The 15,464-nt window shown below is 63.8% G+C and carries 13 protein-coding genes; 8 read left to right on the plus strand and 5 right to left on the minus strand.

Going from position 1 to position 15,464, the window contains the following annotated elements:
• From LCL94_RS12840 to LCL94_RS12850, 3 genes are read left to right on the plus strand one after another with little or no spacing between them, the layout of a single operon-like run.
• The gene (locus tag LCL94_RS12840) at window positions 1-1,224 is read left to right on the plus strand and encodes a TIGR03087 family PEP-CTERM/XrtA system glycosyltransferase (protein ID WP_224832536.1); all 1,224 of its coding nucleotides are present in this window, start codon (window positions 1-3) and stop codon (window positions 1,222-1,224) included.
• Window positions 1,214-2,212, plus strand: coding sequence for an exosortase A (gene xrtA / locus LCL94_RS12845; RefSeq protein ID WP_224832537.1), 999 nt, complete (start codon window positions 1,214-1,216; stop codon window positions 2,210-2,212). Before LCL94_RS12840 ends, xrtA begins: the two co-directional genes overlap by 11 nt.
• An 11-nt stretch (window positions 2,213-2,223) precedes the next feature.
• Window positions 2,224-4,122: an XrtA/PEP-CTERM system amidotransferase gene (locus LCL94_RS12850; RefSeq protein ID WP_224832538.1), complete on the plus strand. Its 1,899-nt coding sequence runs from the start codon at window positions 2,224-2,226 to the stop codon at window positions 4,120-4,122.
• A 10-nt stretch (window positions 4,123-4,132) separates the two neighbouring features.
• On the opposite strand, the gene zapE is transcribed toward LCL94_RS12850, so the two are convergent.
• The 3 genes from zapE to LCL94_RS12865 are packed head-to-tail and all read right to left on the minus strand — an operon-like array spanning window position 4,133 to window position 6,499.
• A complete protein-coding gene (zapE, locus tag LCL94_RS12855) occupies window positions 4,133-5,248 on the minus strand; it encodes a cell division protein ZapE (RefSeq protein ID WP_224832539.1) in 1,116 nt (371 codons plus the stop codon).
• Complete coding sequence (locus tag LCL94_RS12860; RefSeq protein ID WP_224832540.1) at window positions 5,245-5,715, minus strand: PaaI family thioesterase; 471 nt, start codon at window positions 5,713-5,715, stop codon at window positions 5,245-5,247. Before LCL94_RS12860 ends, zapE begins: the two co-directional genes overlap by 4 nt.
• Before the next feature lies 1 nt (window position 5,716).
• Window positions 5,717-6,499 (minus strand): succinate dehydrogenase iron-sulfur subunit, encoded by a 783-nt coding sequence (locus LCL94_RS12865; RefSeq protein ID WP_224832541.1) that lies wholly within the window; start codon window positions 6,497-6,499, stop codon window positions 5,717-5,719.
• Between the two features lie 121 nt (window positions 6,500-6,620).
• On the opposite strand from LCL94_RS12865, the gene LCL94_RS12870 reads away from it, so the two are divergent.
• Window positions 6,621-7,277, plus strand: coding sequence for an HAD family hydrolase (locus LCL94_RS12870; protein ID WP_224832542.1), 657 nt, complete (start codon window positions 6,621-6,623; stop codon window positions 7,275-7,277).
• Here the strand turns inward: LCL94_RS12870 and LCL94_RS12875 are convergent.
• A complete protein-coding gene (locus tag LCL94_RS12875) occupies window positions 7,252-8,424 on the minus strand; it encodes a hypothetical protein (RefSeq protein WP_224832543.1) in 1,173 nt (390 codons plus the stop codon). The genes LCL94_RS12870 and LCL94_RS12875 overlap by 26 nt on opposite strands.
• 81 nt (window positions 8,425-8,505) lie before the next feature.
• Between LCL94_RS12875 and LCL94_RS12880 the strand changes: the two genes are divergently transcribed.
• The 3 genes from LCL94_RS12880 to LCL94_RS12890 all read left to right on the plus strand — a co-directional run bounded on the left by LCL94_RS12880 (window position 8,506) and on the right by LCL94_RS12890 (window position 11,291).
• Window positions 8,506-9,837 carry a lipopolysaccharide biosynthesis protein gene (locus LCL94_RS12880; RefSeq protein WP_224832544.1) on the plus strand — a complete coding sequence of 444 codons (1,332 nt, stop codon included), beginning with the start codon at window positions 8,506-8,508 and terminating at the stop codon, window positions 9,835-9,837.
• Window positions 9,834-10,589, plus strand: coding sequence for a nucleotidyltransferase family protein (locus LCL94_RS12885; RefSeq protein ID WP_224832545.1), 756 nt, complete (start codon window positions 9,834-9,836; stop codon window positions 10,587-10,589). The genes LCL94_RS12880 and LCL94_RS12885 overlap by 4 nt, the downstream gene beginning before the upstream one ends.
• A 66-nt stretch (window positions 10,590-10,655) precedes the next feature.
• On the plus strand, window positions 10,656-11,291 hold the full coding sequence (locus LCL94_RS12890; protein WP_224832546.1) for a class I SAM-dependent methyltransferase: 636 nt from the start codon (window positions 10,656-10,658) through the stop codon (window positions 11,289-11,291).
• A gap of 48 nt (window positions 11,292-11,339) precedes the next feature.
• Here LCL94_RS12890 and LCL94_RS12895 read toward each other — a convergent pair whose 3' ends face one another.
• Window positions 11,340-14,069 (minus strand): Rne/Rng family ribonuclease, encoded by a 2,730-nt coding sequence (locus LCL94_RS12895; protein ID WP_224832547.1) that lies wholly within the window; start codon window positions 14,067-14,069, stop codon window positions 11,340-11,342.
• A gap of 450 nt (window positions 14,070-14,519) precedes the next feature.
• On the opposite strand from LCL94_RS12895, the gene LCL94_RS12900 reads away from it, so the two are divergent.
• The gene (locus LCL94_RS12900; RefSeq protein ID WP_224832548.1) at window positions 14,520-15,371 is read left to right on the plus strand and encodes an N-acetylmuramoyl-L-alanine amidase family protein; all 852 of its coding nucleotides are present in this window, start codon (window positions 14,520-14,522) and stop codon (window positions 15,369-15,371) included.
• The last annotated feature ends 93 nt before the right edge of the window (window positions 15,372-15,464 follow it).

Genomic DNA, 15,464 nt, shown 5'->3' on the forward strand with positions numbered 1-15,464 from the left:
ATGGGCGAAACCCTTTTCCTTGCGCATCGCATCCCGTTTCCGCCCAATCGCGGGGACAAGATCCGCTCGCACCATCTGCTCAAAGGCCTTGTCCGGCTCGGACCGGTCCATGTCGGCACATTCACCGAGAATGCGGAAGATCGTGCGCAGACCGGTGCCTTGGCACAGCTTGCCTCGTCCTGGCATGCACCCTCGCGCAGCAAGCCGCTAGCGCTATCCGGGGTCCAGGCCGTCTTGTCGCGGCGGCCGGTCAGCCTCGCCGCATTCGACGATGCGAGCCTGAAGAGGTGGGTGGAGGATACCCTCTCGGCGCGGCCCATCGACACCATCTTCGTCTTTTCCGGCCAGATGGCGCAATATGTGCCCGACAGCTTCATAGGCCGCGTCATCGTCGACTTGTGCGATGTCGATTCCGCCAAGTTCGAAGCCTATGCGCAAAATGGCTCGCGCGTCTGGATCAACCGCCGCGAGGGGCGCCTGCTGCGCGAGGTCGAAGCCGATATAGCGTCGCGCGCGGATGTGACCCTGCTGATCAGCGAAAGCGAGGCGGACCTGTTCCGCAACCGGCTGGAGGGGCAAGAGGGCCGAGACATTCGCGTGCTTGGCAATGGCGTCGACACGGCCTTCTTCGATCCTGACGCGGTGGCTCCGAACGAGGAGATCGCCAGGACGCCCGGTCCGCATTTCGTTTTCACCGGGCAGATGGACTACGAGCCCAACGAGCGCGCTGCGCTCTGCGTCATCGATGCGTTCATGCCGGCCATTCGCGAGCATTTTCCGACAGCGGAGTTCCATGTTGTGGGACGCTCTCCCGCGGACCTCCTGAAACGCCGCGCCGGGCAGCCGGGCGTGCGCATCTGGGGCGAGGTGCCCGATGTGCGGCCTTTCCTTGCCGCGGCAGACTGCGTGCTTGCACCGATGACCATCGCTCGAGGAGTGCAGAACAAGGTGCTCGAAGCCATGGCGATGGCTCGGCCTGTCATGCTGACCCGTGAAGCAGCCACCGGCATCGATGGAAGTGATGGCAAGCATTTCCTGATCGAACAGGCCGAGCAGTGGGCGATGACCGAACGCATGCGCTGGCTGCTTGCCGAACGCTCGCGCGGCGATGATATCGGTAAATCGGCCCGCGAATTCGTGCGGGAAAGAATGAGCTGGGAGGCAGTGTATTCCGAACTTGCCCAGATCGTTTCGGCAAAGACGGCTTCAAGCCATGCAGCCTAATAGCGCCACGACCCAGGCTGAGGCCGGGACCGCGAGCGATGGCTGGAAGGCGGCGGGCCTCAGGCTGGCTGCACTCTGGATCGCTCTGTTCGGACTTACTTTCGGCGACTGGCAGCGCATGGCGCACCAGTGGTGGAACATCGACACTTACAGCCACATCCTGTTGATCATCCCGATCATTGGCTGGCTGGCTTGGCTGAAGCGTGACGATCTGGCGCAGGTCCGACCTGCCGGATGGTGGCTCGGAATCGCCTGGATGTTGGCGGGGCTGGGCCTGTGGCTCGGCGGTCGCTGGCTCGACATCAACCTCTTCTCCCAGGCTGGAGCGATCGCTGCGTTCCAGGGTGCTACGCTAGCCATCATCGGGCCGAGGGCGGGGCTGATCCTTGCCTTTCCGCTTCTCTACGCCTTCGCGCTAGTGCCGTTCGGCGACGAGATCATTCCGCAATTGCAGACGATTACCGCCTATCTCGCCACCTGGTTGACCAAGCTGAGCGGTATCGAGACGCTGTCCGACGGTATCTATATCGAGACCCCGGCAGGCCTCTTCATCGTGGCCGAGGCGTGTTCGGGCGTGAAATTCCTGATCGCCATGCTGGCGCTGGGCGTCATGGTCGCGCATACCTGTTTCACCCGTTGGAAACGCCGGTTCTGGTTTCTTGCCGCCTGCCTTGTCGTGCCGATCGTGGCGAACGGCATCCGCGCATGGGCGACGATATTCATCGCGCAATATGTCGGTGCGGAAGCGGCAGGCAGCTTCGACCATATCGTCTATGGCTGGTTCTTCTTCGGTTTCGTCATCGCACTGGTGCTGGGCATCGCATGGCGCTGGTTCGAGCGCGATCCGGAGGATGCTGGCTTTACCGCTTCGCAAGTCGCCAGCCTGCCTGCGCTGGCACGTCTCGATTGGCCCGCACAGCCGTTTTCGGTCCTTGCTGCAAGCCTCCTCGTCGCAGGAGCTTTTGCGGCAGCGGTTCGACTGGTCTAGGGGGCACCGCCATGTGCGGGATTGCGGGGCTTTTCCACTACGAGACGATCAAGCCGGTCGATCCCAAGCGGGTCGAGGCGATGACCGACGCGCTGGCCCACCGCGGGCCGGACGGATCGGGGGTCTGGACTGCACCCGGCGTTGGGCTCGGACACCGGCGGCTCTCGATCATCGACCTTGCCGGTTCGCCGCAGCCCATGGCTTCTGCCGACGGGCGGGCAATGATCGTCTTCAACGGCGAGATCTACAACTACCTCGCCCTGCGACGCGAACTGGAACAAGGCGGGGCGCAGTTCCGGACCGATGGCGACACGGAAACCATCCTCGCCGCATGGCAGAAATGGGGGCCCGATTGCCTGTCGAGGCTCGACGGGATGTTCGCCTTCGCGCTGTACGACCTGCAGAAAAGGCAGCTCTTCCTCGCACGCGACCGGCTCGGTGTAAAGCCGCTCTATCTCGCCCATTTGCCGGGCGGGGCGCTGGCCTTTGCGAGCGAATTGAAGGGACTGCTGGCCCATCCGATGATGCGGCGCGAAATCGATCCGCTGGCGATCGAGGACTACATGACTTGGGGTTACGTCCCCGATCATCGCGCCGTTTTGAAGAACGTGTCGAAGCTCCCGGCAGGACATTTCATGCTGCTGGAACACGGCAAGCCCGTTTCGCCGCCGAGCCAGTGGTGGGACGTCACCTTCGAACATCGTGAGCGAGGCAGCGCCGCGGACCATTCCGCGCAGCTGTTGCACCTGATGCGCGAAGGCGTGACCAGCCGGATGGTTGCAGACGTGCCGCTGGGTGCGTTCCTGTCCGGCGGGGTCGACAGCTCTTCGGTCGTCGCGCTGATGAGCGAGGCGAGCAATCGGCCCGTGACAAGCTGTTCGATCGGCTTCGACGTGGAGAGCGTTGACGAGACCTCCTATGCGCGCGCTGTCGCAAAGCTCTTCGGCACCGACCATCACGAGCGCATCGTTTCGGCCGACCAGTTCGGCGAGATCGACCGGATCGCCGCAATCTTCGACGAGCCCTTCGCCGATGCGAGCGCTCTGCCGACCCTGCGCGTATGCGAACTGGCGCGGGAACACGTGACCGTGGCCCTGTCCGGAGACGGCGCGGACGAGGCGCTGGCTGGCTATCGCCGCCAGATGTTCCAGATGCGCGAGGAACAGGCGCGTTCCGTCATGCCTTCTGCCCTGCGCGGACCGGTGTTCGGGACGCTGGGGCGCCTCTGGCCCAAGGCAGACTGGGCCCCGCGCCCGCTGCGGGCGAAAACCACCTTGCTTGCGCTATCGCAAAGCGGTGAAGCGGGATACGCGAGGGCCCTTTCGATCCTTGCGCCCGAGCAGCGCGAAGTCCTGTACGGCGATACGTTGCTGGCCCTGCGAGGAGACTACCGCGCCGAACAGCCGTTCGAAGCCTTGATGCGCGCGGCGCCGGCCCGCAGCGGGCTGGACAGGGCGCAATATGCCGATCTCAAATTCTGGCTGCCGGGCGATATCCTGACCAAGACCGACCGGACCAGCATGGCCGTCGGGCTGGAGGCGCGCGAGCCCCTGCTGGATCATCGCCTGGTCGAATTCGCGGCCCGACTGCCCGATCGCGAGCGCATTCGCGGTACCACCGGCAAGTGGCTGATGAAGCACACGATGGAACGGTACCTGCCCGGAGACATTCTCTACCGCCCGAAGCAGGGGTTCGTGACGCCGCTGTCGCAGTGGTTCAGGGGAGCGCTTGCCGATGAGGCGCGGCGGGTTTCGAACAGCAGCCTACTGGTCGACAGCGGATGGTTCTCGCGCAAGGCCCTCTCGCGCTTGGCCGATGAACATATTGGCGGACGGGCGGACCATGGCCGCACCCTGTGGCAATTGCTGATGCTGGAAAGGTCGATCGCGAAGCTCGGCCCCAGCGCCTAGCGGGCAGATTTCAGGCTTCGAGGCCGTGGCCGCGCGCCATGTAGTCGCTGCTCTGCATTTCCTTCAGGCGGCTGACCGTCCGTTCGAATTCGAACGCCCCGTCACCGCTGACGTAGAGGTCTTCCGGCTCTGCCGCGGCCGTCGCGAAAAGTTTCACGCTGTTTTCGTAGAGCGCATCGATCAGCTTGGTAAAGCGGATCGCCTCGTTGCGGTTCTCGGGCGAAAGGCGCGGAATGCCGACCACGATCACCGTGTGATAGGCGTGCGCGATGGCGAGGTAGTCGGCAGCCCCGCGGTTCTCCGCGCAAAGGCGCTTGAAGCTGAAGACGGCCACACCCTTGAAGCTCTTGGGTACATGGAGCGTGCGCCCCCCTGAAAGCTGGAGTTCGCCGCTGGGCACGTGGACCGCATCTTCAGGCGCGTAGTCGGTCAGGCGGAAGAATGCCTCGCGAACCTGTGCGGTCGCTTCCTCGCCAAGGGGCGTGTGCCATGTTTCGAGGTCGCCGAGACGATCAAGGCGGTAGTCGGTCGGCCCGTTCAGCGGCAGCACGTCCAGTTCTGCTTCGACCAAGTCGATGAAGGGCAGGAACAGCGACCGGTTCAGGCCATCCTTGTAGAGATCCGCGGGCGGGCGGTTGCTCGTCGTGACGATGGTCACGTTCTCGTCGCAGATAAGCGCGGTGAACAGGCGGGCCATGATTGCCGCATCGGCGGTATTCGTGACGACCATCTCGTCGAAGGCAAGGCAGCGCACCTGTTCTGCGATCCGTTTTGCGACCGGGCCGATCGGATTGCCGCTTTCCTTATGGCGCTCTTCCCGGATCAGCTGGTCCACCTCCAGCATGAACTCGTGGAAATGGACCCGGCGCTTCTGGTCAATGCCGAGCGTATCCACGAACAGGTCCATGAGCATGGACTTTCCGCGACCCACGCCGCCCCACATGTAGACACCTTGCGGCCGTGCCTTCCTGGCCTGGAACAGCCGCGACAAGAGACCGCCGGGATTCTCTGCCTCGAGGTCCTTCTGCAGGCGGTCTAGGCGTTGTGCCGCGCGGCGCTGGTCCGGATCTGCCTGCAATTCGCCCGCGGCCACCAGCCGCTCGTAGCGGGCCAGCATGCCGGTCATTGCGGTTTCGGGCGGGCGTGCATCTTCTTCACGATGCCGGAAAAGGCGCAGACGACGTGGTCTTCCTGCACCACGGTTCCGCGCACGAATACGAGGCTGCCGGTCTCCCGCACGATTTCGCACACGGCATCGAGCGGGCGGGTGGGATCGCCTGCGCCCACGAACTGGGTGGACAGCTCCAGCGTGACCGAAGGCCCTGCATTGCCGCTGCCGATCGTGTGCATGGTGGTGAACAGCGATATGTCGATCAGCGACAGCGTCACCGCACCGTGGACGATGCCCTGCAAATTCTCGTGCCGGCGTTCCGGGAACATCCGGAGGCGCGCGCGGCCATCGTCATCGACCCGCGTGATAAGCTTGCCCATCACGGCGCCGTTGAACAGCGTGTCGTCTTTCAGGTTCCAATGCCGCCAGCCCGGATTTTCCGGGTCGGGGCCATGCTCGAAAACGGAATCGGGAAGCGCCACCTTAGATGGTGCGCTCTGCCATCATCTTCTTGGTTTCGGCGATCGCCTTTGCCGGGCTCAGGCCCTTGGGGCAGACGTTCGCGCAGTTCATGATGGTGTGGCAGCGATAGAGGCGGAACGGATCCTCGAGCTGGTCTAGGCGTTCGCCCGTCATCTCGTCGCGGCTGTCGGCCAGCCAGCGATAGGCCTGGAGCAGGATTGCCGGACCCAGGAACTTGTCGCTGTTCCACCAATAGCTCGGGCACGAGGTCGAGCAGCATGCGCACAGGATGCACTCGTAAAGGCCGTCCAGCTTTTCGCGCTGTTCGGGCGACTGGAGCCGTTCTTTGCCGCTGGGCGTCGGGCTGACCGTCTGGAGCCAGGGGCGGATCGAGGCATATTGCGCGTAGAAGTGCGTGAAATCGGGCACCAAATCCTTGACCACATCCATGTGGGGCAGGGGGGTGATCCGGATTTCGCCCTTGAGATCGTCGATCGCGGTGGTGCAGGCGAGGCCGTTCTTGCCGTTCAAATTCATCGAGCAGGAACCGCAGATGCCTTCGCGGCAGGACCGGCGGAAAGTCAGAGTGGGGTCGATCTCGTTCTTGATCTTGAACAGCGCGTCGAGAACCATCGGGCCGCAATCGTCGAGATCGATCTCGAACGTATCGTAGCGCGGGTTTTCGCCGCTGTCGGGATCGTAGCGGTAGATCTTGAACTTCTTCACCCGGCCCGCGCCGTCGGCCTTGTGGGCACGGCCCTTGCCATTGATCTTCGAGTTCTTCGGGAGGGTGAAAGTAGCCATTGCGAAGCGATCCTGTTGCTTTACGCAACCCATCTAGCGTTTCGGGCGCATGGTGCAAGGGCTGGATGGGCCCTTGAGCGCGATGCTTGCACCGCGCCCTTCTCCGTGGCAGCGCGGCAACGTGCGGATAGCGATCTACGACCTCGACCGGACCCTTACCAGGCAGCCGACATTCACTCCGTTTCTCGCATTCGGAGCGAGGAGGCTGGCCCCTTGGCGCCTGGCGCTGATGCCTGTTTGGGTGCTCGCCATGATCGGCTACCGGGCCGGCCTCTATTCCCGCACAGCGCTGAAGCGTTTCGGAATGAAGTTGATGACGGGATGTCCCGAGCGCGAAACCCTGTCCGAGCTAGGGGACCGATATGCACAGGCGCGGATCGAGGATCCCGGCCTCATGCCCCACACGCTCCGCCTGCTGGAAGAAGACCGCAAGGCCGATGCTCGCCTGATGATCGCCACTGCCGCTTTCGGCTTCTACGCTTCGGGCTTTGCCGAAAGGCTGGGGATTGCGCATTTGATCGCCACCGAATGGGATGGTTCGGATATCCCCGGCGGCAATTGCTATGGTGAAACCAAGAAAGCGCGCGTGCTGGCGTGGTTCGCCAAAAACGAAATCGACCGCGAGCAGGCAACGGTCCGGTTCGTGAGCGACAGTTTCGCAGATGCGCCGCTCCTCGACTGGGCGGACGAGCCGATCTTCGTGACAACCTCGAAACGGGAAACTGCACGCGCCGAGGCGCGGGGGTGGCGGGTTATAGACCCGCTTTCTGCCGGATAGCCTGCGAAATCGCATCCGCCGCCCGTTCGCTGGCAGGCCGGTCCCCCAGGTCGATCGTGTAGGAGAAAATCTCCTTCTGGCGCTGCATGAAGCGTTCGCCGATGGACGCGAAATCCGGCAGCATCGCCGCAAGTTCGGACGCGGACTGGACGACAGGACCAGCCTCCCAGAAGAGGTGCCATTCGTCGTCCTCGGCCATTTTCTCTCGCCGTGCATCGATGAAGAAGGCGGGGCGGGGGCGAGCGAGGAATTCGTAAACCTGGCTGGATACGTCGCCGATATAGGCATCCGCGCCCAGCGTGTAGCTCATGTCGAACAGGCGCGGGCTGTCGAGATCGACGATGATGTTGTCAGCCGCCAGCGCCTCTGCAGGGACTTCCGGCCGTTTGCGGGCGATCTTGTATTCGGGCGAGACGTGCAGCTCCTTCTTGAAGAGCATGACGTGCGGCGCGAACACGAGGTTGAAGGCTTGCCCCTCCTCGCTGGCGAACCACCGCAGCAGGTCGGGGCCGTGGTCGTACCAGCTCGACAGGTTCGGGTCGAAATGGGGATTGTAGACGAAGGTCGGCCGGCCATTGCCGAAGAAGTCCGGCTTTGCGTCGAGATCGATGCCCTCGAACTTGGGATAGCCGACCACCACCAGCTTTTCGCGGTCCACGCCGTGCGCGACGAGCTGGTCCACTACCTTGGGCCCCGCCACGAAACTGCGGTCAAAGAGCGTGTAGTCCGGGTGATAGGCGACGCTGCGGTCGCCTGCACCATGCGGCACCTTGGCGAACAGCGGCATGCGGTCTGCTGCGATATGCTTGCGCAGGCGCAGGCAGGTGCGCTCGGTCGATATGATCATGTCGGCGCTGGCAAACAGGTCGACATGGGCGCGCAGTCGCAACAGGCGGCTTGCCGGGAGCAACTTGTCGAGCGGACGCGTCACCAGCGCCTGCATTGGCGACAGGCTTAGCTCTTCCCAGCGGATCAGTGCTGCATCGGTCTCCTCGATTAATTCTTCGAGCCTCGCGCGAATGGCCGGAGTCGCAAAAGCGACCACCGTCTCGAAGTCGCGGTGCAACCGGGCCATGGCGGCGGCAATCCCCGCGAGGTGAGCGACCTGGTGACCGGCATCGTGGTTGAAGAGGAACAGCGCCCGCATGGCGCGCCCATAATGCGTCGATGGGCGTCCGGCAAATGCCGCAATTGCACCAGAGGCACAATTCGTCCAAAGGTCCGCGCCATGCAGCCGCCCCAAGAACCCGCGCAGCGTCGTGACGGGTTGTCCAACATTCTGCGCAACCTGGCATGGATCCTCGGAGGCAAGGGCTTCGGGGCCGTTTGCAGCTTTTTCTACCTCGCGATCCTCGCCCGTTCGCTAGGCCTGAAGGATTTCGGGCACTTTTCGCTCATCTTCGGAACCGCGCAGGCGCTGGTGGCGGTTGCCGGTTTCCAGACCTGGCAGACGCTGGTGCGCTTCGGTGCGCAGCCCGTGCTCGAAAACGACCATCCGCGCTTCGGCCGCCTGATCTGGTTTTGCACTTCTGCCGATATCCTTGGGGCGGTCACGGGCTGCATGATTGCTGCGTTGCTGTACTTCGGCTTTGCGGAAATCCTCGAACTCAATCCCGAATTCACGACCATGGGCTTCCTGTTCGCCTGCGCGCTGATGTGGTCGCGGCTGACCACGCCGAGCGGTATCGTGCGCGTCCTGGGCCGGTTCGATGTCGGCATGTATATCGAAGCGATAATTCCGACCGGCCGCCTGATTGCCAGCGGGATCATCCTGTGGACCGGGGCGAGCGTCGGCAAGTTCCTCTTCGCCTGGGCATTCTTCGACCTGCTTTCGGCCGCCTGTTACTGGATCGCCGCCTCGCGCCTCGCGCCGGAAGCCTTCCATCGGAAGCACTTCGGGCACTGGCAGGCGATGTTCGCCGAGAACGAGGGCGTGCGCGGCTTCTTCGGTGTGACCTATCTGGCGACCTCGCTCGACGCTGCGGTCAGGCAGGGGCCGCTGCTGGCGGTCGGCCTGTTCCTCGGGACGAGTGCTGCGGGTCTTTATCGTCTTGCCGACCAATTGGCGCAGGGCGTGAAGCAGTTCGCCGTCCTGATCGCGCGAGCCGTCCTGCCCGAATTCGCCATCGCGCAGATGGCCGACGAAGCACACCGTTTCGAAACGCTGGTCCGGCGGGTGACCCGCATAGCCGCGCTGGCCGGCGTGGTTGTCCTCTTGGCGGCCCTGTTCCTGGGCGAGCCGCTGCTCGTCCTCATTGGAGGCGATGACTACGCGCGCGGCGCTGTCGTGCTTGTTCCGCTGGCGGTGGGCGCGGCCTTCGAACTGGCCAGCGTGTCCTACGAGCCCACTCTTTACTCGACCGGCTATGCCGGACATGCCCTGCGCGTCAGGCTGCTCGCCATAGCGGTCCTGGTGATTGCGATCCTCGGCTTCGTATCCTTCGGCCCGGTCGGTGTGGGCTGGGCGGTCGCGCTGGCGATGAGCGTGTTCTACTTCGCGATGAGCGCCACGGTATGGATGATCCTGCGCCAGCTTCGCCGGAAGGCGGCCGCTGCGTGACCTTTTCCGCTCTGGTTCTTGCCGGAACGAGGCCCGGGGGCGACCCGCTGGCGGGCGCCGAGGGTGCCGCGCACAAAGCGCTGATCCAAATAGAGGGGCGCAGCTTGCTGGAGCGGGTCGTTTCCAGCCTGAAAGCTTCGGGGGCGGCGCGTATCGGCGTGTCCTGCGACCATCCCGAAGTGGTGTCACTCGCGAGGCAGCTTGGCGCCGAGGTCTTGCTCACGGGGCAGGGGCCGAGCGAGAGTGCTGCCATCGCTTTCGAGGAACTCGGGACGCCGCTTGTCGTCACCACGGCTGACCATGCCCTGCTCGAAAGCGGATGGGTCACGCAACTCGTATCGGACACGCCCGCCGACGCGGACATCGGGGTCATGCTGGCGCATCGCGACGATATCGAGGCGCATATGCCCGGCACGCGGCGGACCTACCTCAACTTCGCCGATGGAGCGTGGTCGGGATGCAATCTCTTCTATCTCGCGACCCCCCGGTCGCGCGCAGCGATTGAAAGCTGGAAAGCGGTCGAGGCTGACAGGAAGCGTCCCTGGCGTATCGTGAGGCGCCTCGGGCTCGCTTCGCTGGTGTCCTATGCGCTTGGCAGGTTGACCCTTGCGCAGGGCATCGAGACTCTGGGTCGCCGTCTGGGTGTCGAAGCGCGGTTGGTCAGGGCGGAAAACGGGCTTGCTGCAGTCGATGTGGACAAGCCGCAGGACCTCGCCGACATCAGGGGCTACCTTGCCCGCAAACTGGGCTGATACCGAAACCGGTTCCCACTTTCGAAAAATCGGGCATAGTGCGCTTCCCCGCAGGTGGAGAAACGCATGGGAGTGCGAAGTTTCTACGACCGGCACATAATGCCGCGGATGATCACGCTCGCTTGCGGGCAGAAGCCGATCGAGAAGCGCCGGCGCGAAATCGTGCCGCTGGCCGAAGGCAAGGTTTTCGAACTCGGGTGCGGCGGTGGCCTCAACCAGTCGCTGTACGACAGTGAACGGGTCACGTCCTTCAGCGGGATCGACCCCAACGAAACATTGCTCGATGCTGCCCGCCAGAGAGCGCGGGAGAAGGGCTGGGAGCACGACATCCGTCAAGGCGTGGGAGAAGATATCCCGTTCGCAGACGGTTCGTTCGATACAGCCGTGGTGACCTTTACCCTGTGTTCGGTGGAGGATCCGGCCAAGGTGCTGGGCGAGTTGCGGCGAATTCTCAAGCCACGCGGCAAGCTGCTGTTTCTAGAGCATGGCCGTGCCCCCGACCCCGGCGTAGCCCGCTGGCAGGAACGCGTGGAGCCCGTATGGAAGCCGCTGGCAGGCGGCTGCCACCTGACGCGCCCGATCGGCTCCAGCCTGAGAGCCGCCGGGTTCGATGTTGCCCCGATGGGGCAGGACTACCTACCCAACGCCCCCCGTATCATGGGGTGGATGGAATGGGGCGTCGCGCGGCGCGCCGGCGTCTGAAAGCAAACCGCCCGCGCTGCACTGGCAGGGCGGGCGGTCGCTAAGCGGTTATTCGCCGAAGGTTCTCTGCCACCAGCCGCGCTTCGGCTTGCCATCGGCATCGCCATCGCTGTCGTCACCGGCCTCGGCTGAAGCCTTGGCGGCGGGCTTCGTAGCCTTCTTCTCCTTAGGCTGATCCTCGACCGTTTCTTCTGCCTTCTTCTTGCGCGTGCGCTTGGGCTTCTCGGTAGGTTCTTCCGAGCTGACCGCAGGCTCAGCGTCAGCCGCCTTGCGCCGGGTGCGCTTGGGCTTCGGCTTTTCCTCTGCGTCCGCTGGCTTTTCCGCAGCCGGTTCAGCCTCGGCATCGGCCTTCTTCTTGCGGGTGCGCTTCGGCTTTTCTTCGGCGGACTTTTCCTCTGCAGGCGCTTCCGCTTGTTCGGGAGCCTCGGCCTCGGCAGCCTTCTTGCGGCGCGGGGCGCGCTTCTTCTTGGGCTTGTCCTCGAATGCCTCTTCGGCGGTCTGGGGGGCGTCTTCCGGACCGGCAACGATTGCCATGTCGTCAACGACCTGTTCGGACACTTCTTCGAGATTGGCGGCGTCTTCGGAGGTCACTTCCTCCGACTTGCCGCCGCGCCCGCGACCACCACGGCGGCGACCGCCGCGACGACGACGCTTGCGCGGCTTGTCCTCGCCGTCTTCCTCGCCGGCTTCGGGCTTGTCGTCTTCTTCGTCGGCGTCCTCGGATCCTTCGTCTTCGGAATCGTCGTCACGGTCGCGGTTCTTGTTGCGACCGCGACCACCACGGCGGCGGCGGCGCTTCTTGCGCGGACGGTCGTCGCCCTCGTCTTCTTCGGTTTCTTCGTCTTCGTCGGTCTCGTCGACGATATTTTCGTCGTCGTCCTCGTCATCGACAATGGTGTCGAAGCGCGGCGCGTCCTTCGGCTTGGGGCCGTGGCTCGACACGCTCATCTTGGCGCCTTCGTCCTCGCCTTCGGGCACGACTTCGACGGTCACGCCGTAGCGCTGTTCGATTTCGATGAGGTCGTTGCGCTTCTCGTTGAGGAGGTAGACTGCCGCTTCGGTGCTGGCAGCGAGGCGGATCTTCGTTCCCTTGCCCTTGGCCGCTTCTTCTTCGATCAGGCGGAGAGCCGAAAGGCCGGCCGAACTGGCCGTGCGCACGAGGCCGGTACCGTCACAATGCGGACATTCGCGCGTGGTCGCCTCGAGCACGCCGGTGCGCAGGCGCTGACGGCTCATCTCCATGAGGCCGAAGCTTGAAATGCGGCCCACCTGAATGCGCGCGCGGTCGCTCTTGAGCGCATCCTTCATCGCGCGCTCGACCTTGCGGGTATTCGAATGGTGTTCCTGGTCGATGAAGTCGATCACGACCAGGCCGGCCATGTCGCGCAGGCGCAGCTGGCGAGCGATTTCCTTGGCCGCTTCGAGGTTGGTCGACAGCGCCGTCTGCTCGATATTGTGTTCCTTGGTGGAACGACCCGAGTTGATGTCGATCGAAACGAGCGCTTCGGTCGGGTTGATGACGAGGTAGCCGCCCGATTTGAGCTGGACCACTGGATCGTACATCGCCTTGAGCTGGTCTTCCGCGCCATAGCGCTGGAACAGCGGCACAGGGTCGACATACTGCTTCACCCGGCGCGCATGGCTGGGCATGAGCATCTTCATGAAGGCCTTGGCCGACTTGTAGCCTTCCTCGCCCTCGACGACGACTTCCTCGATTTCCTTGTTGTAGATGTCGCGGATGGCGCGCTTGATCAGGTCGCTGTCCGAATGGATCAGCGCCGGTGCGGCCGATGCGAGTGTGTTCTCGCGGATTTCGTCCCACAGGCGGGCAAGGTAATCGAAGTCGCGCTTGATCTCGGTCTTGGTGCGCGAAAGGCCGGCAGTGCGCACGATCAGGCCCATGGTCTTGGGCAGGCTGAGATCGCCGACGATCTGCTTCAGGCGCTTGCGGTCGCTGGCGGAATTGATCTTGCGAGAAATGCCGCCACCATGGCTGCTGTTCGGCATGAGCACAGTGTAGCGGCCGGCAAGGCTGAGATAGGTGGTGAGGGCGGCACCCTTGTTGCCACGCTCTTCCTTCACGACCTGGACGAGCAGGACCTGGCGGCGCTGGATGACGTCCTGGATCTTGTACTTGCGACGCAGGGCCATGCGCTTGGCGCGGGCTTCGTCGACTTCCTTGGCACGGCTGCGGCCCTTGCCCTGGCGGCGCCCGCGACCGCGGCGACCGCGATCCTTCGAACGGTCTTCAGCCTCGGCGTCGTCATCGCCGTCTGCATCGTCGTCGTCTTCGTCTTCCTCGTCGCCGTCGAGATGGCCTTCCTCGATGGTGGCCACGTCGTCCTTGTCGGAGGTGTCGACTTCCTCGAGGCCGTCTTCCGCGAGGTCTTCCGCCAGTGCTTCGGCGCTTTCCTCGTCGGCGTCGTATTCCTCGCCGGGCAGTTCGCCGCGCTCTTCCTCTTCGGCGCGCAGGCGCTGTTCTTCTTCCGCAGCCTCGGCCTCAGCAGCGAGCAGGGCGGCGCGGTCTTCCTTGGGGATCTGGTAATAGTCGGGGTGGATTTCGCTGAAGGCGAGGAAACCGTGACGGTTTCCGCCAAAGTCGACGAAGGCCGCCTGCAGCGACGGTTCGACCCTGGTTACCTTTGCGAGATAGATATTACCCTTGATCTGCTTCTTGTCGGCAGATTCGAAATCGAATTCCTCAATCCGGTTTCCCTTGAGGACCGCCACCCGGGTTTCTTCCTGGTGGCGCGCGTCGATTAGCATGCGCGTTGCCATTGATTATTCTCCATGCGCAGCGGGGCGGGGCGAACCCGTCCTTCCTGCCGCGCGATTGTGTGTAGGAACCACGCCCCGTTGTCGGGCCGAAGGCATTCGACGACCGGATCGAGGCGCTGCGATCGCCAAGCCGGTGATTCGTGTCTGCAGATGCGGCACGGCGCATGGTGCGCGCTGCCGGGCCCGAAATCGCCATAGCCAAGCCGTTCAACAGCGTGCTGGAAGCGAAAAGGGGTGAGTGCTTGCTCTGCATCAACCTGTACAAAATTGGGGTCTCACCGGTGTGATGAGACGGAAACGAGCCCGGCGACCCTCTTCGTCGCGTATCAATCGCGCCGAACGGAGGCATCGGACCGTTCGTTTCGGCGCTAGCACCGTGGGTTTCGAACGGCAACCATATTGCGCATAAGGTCCGCGAAGCCTTAAGCTTTTGATCCCATGTCTCCGCTCATGCAGATACTCGCTCCGATACTGCTAACCCTTGCTTCTCTGGCCGGGGCGATCGGGCTTGCATGGCAGTCGGGCCTTGCCGGACCCGAACCGGGCATCGTGCTGCGCGCCAGCCTCCCGCAGCAGACAGTCCGTGCCGAATTGCCGCAGGTGCGGGGAGCCGATTCGCTCCCGCTCATCGTCATCGACCCGGGGCATGGGGGCTTCGATCCGGGCGCGTCCGCATCGGGATACCGTGAGAAAACACTGGTCCTCGGCCTGGCGCGCGCACTGCGCGACGAAATCGAATCGCGCAAGATCGCCCGGGTCGCTCTGACGCGTGAAGACGATCGCTACCTCCTCCATTCGGAACGCTTCGAAATGGCCCGTCGCCTGGGCGCCGACCTGTTCCTTTCCATCCACGCCGACAGCGCGGGCGATGCGGGCGAGGTGGAAGGCGCCAGCATCTACACGCTTTCCGACCGCGCTTCGAGCGCGGCAGCAGCGCGTTTTGCTGCACGCGAAAACGCGTCCGACCGCCTGAACGGCGTCGATCTGGGCGCAACGAGTGACACGGTCAGCGACATTCTCGTCGAGCTGTCGCAGCGCCGGACGCAAGCGCAGTCCGACGAGTTTGCGCGCCTCATTCAGCGGGCAGGCGAGGGTGTGATCACCTTCCATCCGCAACCTCGTCACGCTGCGGACCTGAAAGTCCTGCGGGCACCGGACATACCCTCTGTCCTGTTCGAAAGCGGCTATATAACCAACGAGGAAGATGCGCGGCGCCTTGCTTCGCCCGAGGGCCGGCAACGTTTCGCCCAGGTCATGAGCCGCGCGATCGCGCTCTATTTCGCCCGCCAGGAGGAAAGCTGAGGCCATCCGGACAGTTGTTGTGGCGCGCGCCGGAAATCGCGTGCTAAAGGCCCCGCCAGACTATGTTCGACAAGACTTTCCTTGAGTATGCCC

It is taken from the genome of Qipengyuania gaetbuli, assembly GCF_020171365.1.
GTDB classification, from domain to species: domain Bacteria; phylum Pseudomonadota; class Alphaproteobacteria; order Sphingomonadales; family Sphingomonadaceae; genus Qipengyuania; species Qipengyuania gaetbuli_B.

What these genes read in the sequence shown, in the direction of transcription:
- LCL94_RS12840 (WP_224832536.1), top strand. Translation starts at nt 1, where the DNA reads ATGGGCGAAACCCTTTTCCTTGCGCATCGCATCCCGTTTCCGCCCAAT.
- xrtA (WP_224832537.1), top strand. Translation starts at nt 1,214, where the DNA reads ATGCAGCCTAATAGCGCCACGACCCAGGCTGAGGCCGGGACCGCGAGC.
- LCL94_RS12850 (WP_224832538.1), top strand. Translation starts at nt 2,224, where the DNA reads ATGTGCGGGATTGCGGGGCTTTTCCACTACGAGACGATCAAGCCGGTC.
- zapE (WP_224832539.1), bottom strand. Translation starts at nt 5,248, where the DNA reads ATGACCGGCATGCTGGCCCGCTACGAGCGGCTGGTGGCCGCGGGCGAA.
- LCL94_RS12865 (WP_224832541.1), bottom strand. Translation starts at nt 6,499, where the DNA reads ATGGCTACTTTCACCCTCCCGAAGAACTCGAAGATCAATGGCAAGGGC.
- LCL94_RS12875 (WP_224832543.1), bottom strand. Translation starts at nt 8,424, where the DNA reads ATGCGGGCGCTGTTCCTCTTCAACCACGATGCCGGTCACCAGGTCGCT.
- LCL94_RS12880 (WP_224832544.1), top strand. Translation starts at nt 8,506, where the DNA reads ATGCAGCCGCCCCAAGAACCCGCGCAGCGTCGTGACGGGTTGTCCAAC.
- LCL94_RS12890 (WP_224832546.1), top strand. Translation starts at nt 10,656, where the DNA reads ATGGGAGTGCGAAGTTTCTACGACCGGCACATAATGCCGCGGATGATC.
- LCL94_RS12895 (WP_224832547.1), bottom strand. Translation starts at nt 14,069, where the DNA reads ATGGCAACGCGCATGCTAATCGACGCGCGCCACCAGGAAGAAACCCGG.
- LCL94_RS12900 (WP_224832548.1), top strand. Translation starts at nt 14,520, where the DNA reads ATGCAGATACTCGCTCCGATACTGCTAACCCTTGCTTCTCTGGCCGGG.